This window comes from Bacillus cereus group sp. N24 (genome assembly GCF_016483345.1).
GTDB classification, from domain to species: domain Bacteria; phylum Bacillota; class Bacilli; order Bacillales; family Bacillaceae_G; genus Bacillus_A; species Bacillus_A toyonensis.
This window is the reverse complement of sequence record NZ_JAEHCA010000008.1, coordinates 221,620-227,849: the sequence shown is the minus strand read 5'-3', so window position 1 is coordinate 227,849 and position 6,230 is coordinate 221,620. Positions and strand designations below refer to the sequence as shown.

The following is a 6,230-nucleotide window of genomic DNA, read 5'->3' as shown; positions in this document are numbered from 1 at the left end:
AGATCCAAAAGGAGAAGTATCAGATCCAATAGGAGAAGTAACAGATCCAAATGGAGATGTTACAGATCCAAAAGGAGAAGTGACAGATCCAAAAGGAGAAGTGACAGATCCAAAAGGAGAAGTGACAGATCCAAAAAGTGAAGTGACAGATCCGAAAAGTGAAGTAACAGATCCAAAAGGAGAAGTGACAGATCCAAAAGGTGAAGGAACAGATCGAGTGAATTCGCAAATTACTAAAAATAACGCATTGAATAAACAAATTGTTAAGAAGGAACAGATATTACCTGCTACAGGACATGATACGAATTGGTTATCCGTTTTTGGTGGGGGATTAATGTTGATAGGAGCTTATTTATATAGAAGGTTAAAGAGAGTTAACTAAAATAAAAATCTTTTTGCTAACTAATGAATTGAAAAATCGAAGTAATCTGTGCGATACAGTTATTTGAAGGGATTAGCCTAAATATAGGATTCTTTCTTTGAGCAAAATTAGATGTGTTATCCTGAATTTTTAATAATGGTAACAAAAATAAGAACAGCCATTCAACGAAGAAGGCTGTTCTTATTTTTATTTAAATAGCTATTTTTACATTATCAATCTGTCTGGATTGTTTTTTTTCTTTTAGTAACTTTATATTTTAATAAGAAGCTTCTTAAATCAATAATAGTAAGTCAGCTTAGGTGAATCCATTTTTATTTTCTATATCTCTTCCTAACTTAATTATATCATGTAATTAACGTTCGAAATAGACTGTTTATTCTTATTTACTACTGCTACAATCAAGAACACATGACTAGTAAGGAGAGATGTTAAATGAGTTCTTTCGTTCTCGATTTTCAGGAAATAGAAAAAACGCAGCTTTTTCTCGTTGGTGGAAAAGGATTGAATTTAGGGGAGTTATCAAACATTCAAGGTATACAAGTGCCAGAAGGATTTTGTGTTACAACAGTAGGGTATGAAAAGGCTATCGAACAAACTGAAGTGTTTCATAATTTGTTGAATCAACTAGCCGTAATAAAAATTGAGGACCGAGATCAAATTAGTGAAATTAGTAAGAAAATTAGAGAAGCCATTATGGCAGTGGAAATTCCAGTTGATGTAGTGGAATCAGTAGCTCATTATCTCTCGCGTTTTGGAAATGAACATGCATATGCAGTGCGTTCTAGTGCTACTGCTGAAGATTTACCGTATGCCTCGTTTGCTGGTCAGCAAGATACGTATTTAAATATCATCGGAAAAGAAGCGGTTTTGCAGCATGTAAGAAAGTGTTGGGCTTCTTTATTTACAGATCGAGCGGTTATATACCGAATGCAAAACGGCTTTGATCATAATCAAGTTTCTATATGTGTTGTCGTTCAAAAAATGGTTTTCCCTGTGGCTTCAGGGATTTTATTTACTGCGGATCCGATTACTTCTAATAGGAAGGTGTTATCAATCGATGCCAGCTTTGGACTTGGCGAGGCGCTAGTATCTGGATTGGTTTCTGCCGATAATTATAAGGTAAAAGAAGACGAAATCGTCGAAAAGGTCATCGCAACGAAAAAATTAGCCATCTATGGACGAAAAGAAGGCGGAACAGAGACAAAGAAAATTGCTCCTAATCAGCAAAAAGTTCAAACACTTATTGAACAACAAATTTTACAACTAGCACGCATCGGAAGACAGGTTGAAGCTTATTTTGATAGTCCGCAAGATATTGAATGGTGTTTAGTTGATGATACATTTTATATTGTTCAAAGTAGGCCGATAACGACTTTGTATCCAATTCCAGAAGCGAATGATCAGGGAAATCATGTGTATGTATCGGTCGGTCACCAGCAAATGATGACGGATCCTTTGAAGCCATTAGGAATGTCTTTATTCCAGTTAACATCCTTTGGACCGAGGTTTCAAGCTGGGGGAAGGCTGTTTGTTGATGTTGCACAAAGATTAGCCTCACCTGCTAGTAGAGAATTTTTATTAAATACAATAGGAGAATCAGAGCCGCTTATTAAAGATGCATTAATGACTGTAATAGAGCGAGATAATTTTATTAAATTGTTACCGGATGAAGAAGAAAAAAGTCTTGGTAAAAGTATGCCACCTGCAAGCTCGCAACCACAAATCGAAAACGACCCAGCAATCGTTACGGATTTAATCAAGAACAGTCAAGCGTCGATAGAAGAGTTAAAACAAAGCATTCAAACGAAATCAGGATCAGATGTACTCGATTTTATTTTAGAAGATATTCAGCAATTAAAGAAAATATTATTTCACCCGCAAAGTATGGCTGTCATTATGGCAGGTATGAATGCTTTATCATGGATCAATGAAAAGATGGAGCAATGGCTAGGAGAAAAAAATGCAGCAGACACACTTTCTCAATCTGTACAAAATAATATTACTTCAGAAATGGGTTTAGCATTATTGGATGTCGCAGATGTGATTCGTCCGTATCCAGAAGTCATTGCGTATTTACAGCATATAGAAGATGACAGCTTTTTAGATGAACTAGTTCAGTTTAAAGACGGGGAAAAAGTTCGAGATGCAATCGGGGCGTTTCTAAATAAATACGGAATGAGATGCAGCGGCGAAATCGATATTACGAAAACGCGCTGGAGTGAAAAACCAACTACAATTATCCCGATGATTTTAAATAATATAAGAGATTTTGAAGCTGGTGCTAGTAAGCGGAAGTTTGAAGAAGGGCTGCAGGAGGCTTTAAAAAGAGAAGAAGAGTTATTAGACAAATTGCAGTATTTAGCAGATGGCAAACAAAAAGTAGAAGAGACGAAGCGAATGATCAGTATAATTCGGAATTTCGCTGGCTATCGTGAATACCCAAAATACGGAATGATTAATCGCTATTTCATATATAAGCAGGCATTACTAAAAGAAGCCGAGCAACTCGTGCGAAATAACGTTATTACTGAAATAGAAGATATATACTATCTTACTTTTGAAGAACTTCACGAAGTCGTCCGCACGAATAAACTGGATTACAAAGTTATTCATAAACGAAAAAATGAGTACAAATTATATGAAAAACTAACGCCTCCACGTGTTATTACTTCTGATGGTGAAATTATTATCGGTAAATATAAACGAGAAAATCTCCCTACCGAAGCAATAGTAGGTTTGCCTGTTTCTTCTGGAGTGATAGAAGGGAGAGCTCGTGTTATTTTAAATATGGAAGATGCAAGTTTAGAAGATGGAGATATATTAGTTACGGCATTTACTGATCCTGGCTGGACGCCATTGTTTGTGTCTATAAAAGGGTTAGTTACGGAAGTTGGCGGACTCATGACACACGGGGCAGTGATTGCGCGTGAATATGGATTACCAGCAGTCGTCGGGGTAGAGAATGCTACGAAACGAATAAAAGACGGGCAACGAATTCGGGTACATGGAACAGAAGGATATATTGAGATAATGTAGTTATATTTTAAATAAAAAGATCGTCCACTAAATATAGCGGACGATCTTTTTATGATTGTAAGCTTGCTGCTATCACCCACCTGAAACTGAAAATTAAAATAAAAATAAGCATATGAATTGGATTTCTTTGAATGCCCCTGTCGTAGAAGGAGACATACATGCCACGATACTCATTCACATGCAAGAAGCAACCATGAACATTGATGAATTAGTATGTACATCAATCTAAAACAAAGAATATTTTCAAAAATATTACAAATTCAGACAACATATTGTAAATTATCTGAATTTTCATTATTATATAAGCGTTATAACGTATTTAATATTGGGGAGGAATAGGGATGAAGAAAAAGCCTTTTAAAGTGCTGTCTACGCTTGCGGCGGCAGCAGTGCTTAGTTGCACATTTGGGGTAGGTAGTCAATCTGTTTATGCGGCAACGCCGTCTAATGTAGGATCTTTAAGTCCGATTGATGAAAATTTAATTCAAGAGGACCGTCTAGCAGATGCGCTCAAAAAACGCGGTGTAATTAATAATTCTGCGTCGAAAGAAGACACATTAAAAGCTGTTGAAAAATACGTAGAGAAGAAAAAAGGCGAAAATGCTGGGAAAGAACCAGCAACAGGGGATAGTGTCTCGAGAGAAGCGTTTGACTTTTTGAAAAAAGTGAAAGATGCAAAAGCAGATGCGAAAGAAAAAGCTGATCAACCTGCTAGTGGCCCGGTAGTTGGACAAGAGCCGGTTAAAGGGGGATTAAACGGCAAAGTACCAACTACTTCAGCGAAGCAAAAACAATATAATGGTGATGTCCGTAAAGATAAAGTGCTTGTATTGTTGGTGGAGTTTGCTGACTTTAAGCATAACAATATTGATCAAGTACCAGGTTATATGTATTCAAATGATTTTAATCCAGAACATTATCAAAAAATGTTATTTGGTAATGAGCCATTTACACTCTTTGATGGTTCAAAAGTACCAACATTTAAACAATATTATGAAGAGCAATCTGGTGGTAGTTATACAGTAGATGGCACAGTAACAAAGTGGTTGACAGTTCCTGGTAATGCGGCAGATTATGGGGCAGATGCAGGAGATGGTGGTCATGATAATAAAGGACCAAAAGGACCGCGTGATTTTGTAAAAGAGGCATTAAATGCAGCTGTCGAAAGTGGTATTGATTTATCTGAATTTGACCAATACGATCAATATGACAATAATGGTGATGGCAATAAAAACGAACCAGATGGTCTGATTGATCATTTAATGGTCATTCACGCTGGAGTTGGACAGGATGGAGGCGGTGGTAGACTAGGTGATGATGCAATTTGGTCTCATCGTTGGAACCTTGGAACACCATATCCAATTGAAGGAACAAAAGCAAAAGTTGATAACTGGGGCGGTAAAATGGCAGCGTACGATTACACAATTGAGCCAGAAGACGGAGCAGTTGGTGTATTCGCACATGAATTTGGTCATGATTTAGGCCTTCCGGATGAGTATGATACGAAGTATTCAGGAGCTGGGGAGCCAATTAACTCTTGGTCTGTTATGAGCGGCGGCAGCTGGGCTGGTAAAATTGCAGGTACAACGCCACCGAGTTTCTCTCCACAAAACAAAGAGTTCTTTCAAAAGAACATGGGTGGAAACTGGGCGAATATTGTAGAGGTAGACTATGATAAATTAAATCGTGGTATCGGTTTTGCAACGTACTTAGACCAAAGTGTAACGAAATCAGCTCGTCCTGGTCTAATTCGTGTTAACTTACCAGATAAAGAAGTGAAAGGTATTCAGCCTGCATTCGGTAAGAAATATTACTATAGTACAAAAGGCGATAATCTTCATACAACATTAGAAACACCAGTGTTTGATTTAACAAATGCAGCATTGGCGAAGTTTGATTACAAGTCATTGTATGAAATTGAAACAGATTATGACTTCCTTGAAGTATATGCAGTGACAGAGGATAATAAGAAAACGCTAGTCGATCGAATTGGCGAAAAGAATGTGAAAAATGGTCTAGATACAACGGATGGTAAATGGGTAGATAAGTCATATGACTTAAGCAAATTTAAAGGCCAAAAAGTAAAACTAGTATTTGAATACATTACAGATGGTGGCTTAGCACCGAACGGTTTTACTTTTGATAACGCTACATTAACTGTAGATGGAAATGTTGTCTTCTCTGATGATGCAGAAGGCGAATCGAAATTAAAATTAAATGGTTTCGTTGTAGCAAACGGTTTTGATAAGAAGAAACATAACTACTATTTAGAGTGGAGAAACTACGCTGGTGCTGACCAAGCATTAAAATATAGCAGCGGTGTACCGTATAATACAGGTCTTGTTGTATGGTATGCAGACTCTAGCTTTACAGATAATTGGGTTGGTATTCATCCAGGCGAAGGTTTCTTAGGGGTTGTTGACTCTCACCCAGAGGCAATTGTTGGAACGCTAAACGGCAAACCAACTGTTCAAGGTAGTACACGATATCAAATCGCAGATGCTGCATTCTCCTTTAACCAGACGCCAGCATGGAAAGTTGTATCTCCAACACGCGGAACATATGATTACAAAGGATTACCAGGTGTAACGAAGTTTGATGATTCTAAATTGTATATAAATGATTTAATCCCAGATGCAGGACGTAAATTACCGAAGTTTGGATTGAAATTTGAAGTAGTTGGACAAGCTGATGATAATTCTGCAGGTGCAGTTCGTTTATATCGTTAATAATGGAGAAGCTGTTGAAGGGGATTCCTTTCAACAGCTTTTTTCATAGAAACATAAATTTCATTAAGCAATTAGTTAATGTC

At 37.2% G+C, this 6,230-nt stretch carries 3 protein-coding genes; all 3 read left to right on the top strand.

What is annotated here, in order from left to right:
- A partial coding sequence (locus JDS95_RS14945; protein WP_199690599.1) for an LPXTG cell wall anchor domain-containing protein occupies window positions 1-382 on the top strand: 382 nt, incomplete at its 5' end.
- Window positions 383-814: 432 nt separating this feature from the next.
- Window positions 815-3,418, top strand: coding sequence for a phosphoenolpyruvate synthase (gene ppsA / locus JDS95_RS14940; RefSeq protein WP_199690597.1), 2,604 nt, complete (start codon window positions 815-817; stop codon window positions 3,416-3,418).
- A 341-nt stretch (window positions 3,419-3,759) separates the two neighbouring features.
- Entirely contained in the window at window positions 3,760-6,147 is a 2,388-nt protein-coding gene (locus JDS95_RS14935) for an immune inhibitor A domain-containing protein (protein ID WP_000728986.1), read from the top strand.
- Window positions 6,148-6,230 lie beyond the last annotated feature (83 nt).